Origin of the sequence: Acidiphilium sp. PM (genome assembly GCF_000219295.1) — a bacterium.
In the GTDB taxonomy this organism is placed as follows: Bacteria; Pseudomonadota; Alphaproteobacteria; order Acetobacterales; family Acetobacteraceae; genus Acidiphilium; species Acidiphilium multivorum.
Genome location: NZ_AFPR01000606.1, coordinates 1 through 630, shown reverse-complemented (window position 1 = coordinate 630; position 630 = coordinate 1). Strand labels below are relative to the sequence as shown.

Annotated in this window: 1 protein-coding gene; it reads right to left on the bottom strand. The window is 69.5% G+C overall.

Going from position 1 to position 630, the window contains the following annotated elements:
- Positions 1-630, bottom strand: a 630-nt coding sequence (locus APM_RS19375) for a toprim domain-containing protein (protein WP_007425092.1), incomplete at both ends; no start/stop codon positions are given.

Sequence of the window (630 nt, the reverse complement as noted above, 5' to 3'; positions counted from 1 at the left end):
GGCCTTGGCGGCCGCCTTCTGCCCAGCTTCGCCAACATCACGGCCATTATGGAGGCGGGCATTGTCGCGATCGGCCAGCAGCGCAACCGGCGTCGAGCCGCTGAACTGCCCAGTCCAGGCCACCAGGCCGCCCGCATTGTAGCCGACAACACCAGCCTGCCGCGTTGCCTGGACGACACTCGCGACGGTCTCGAACCCTTCACCGGCAACCCGGACCTGGTCATGGCCACCGATCGGCACCGCTGCGCCAGCAGGCGGATGCAGCAGCCAGGCGCCTGAGGCCCCCAGCATCCGGCGGCCGATTTTTGCTCCGCCCTCGGTCAGATAGGTGCGCTGCACGCCGGTCAGCCGTACAAGGCCATCCTCATCCTGACCGAACATCGGCGTCAGCATCACCACCGCCGCACCGGCCGACACTTCCGCCGCATCATAGTTCGGATGCGGCCGGACCAGCCGCACATGACTCATCAGCCAGTCAGCATCGAGGCCGCGCCCGCTGAGATAGGCCCGGGCTGACGCCCGCAGGGCCGCGACCTCGTCCACGCGCGCCGCATGCGCCGCCCGCTGCTGCATTTTCTGCCCCGCAGACCCGCGCAAGCTCGGCGCGTGCAGCTCGCCGGTGCCCGGAAG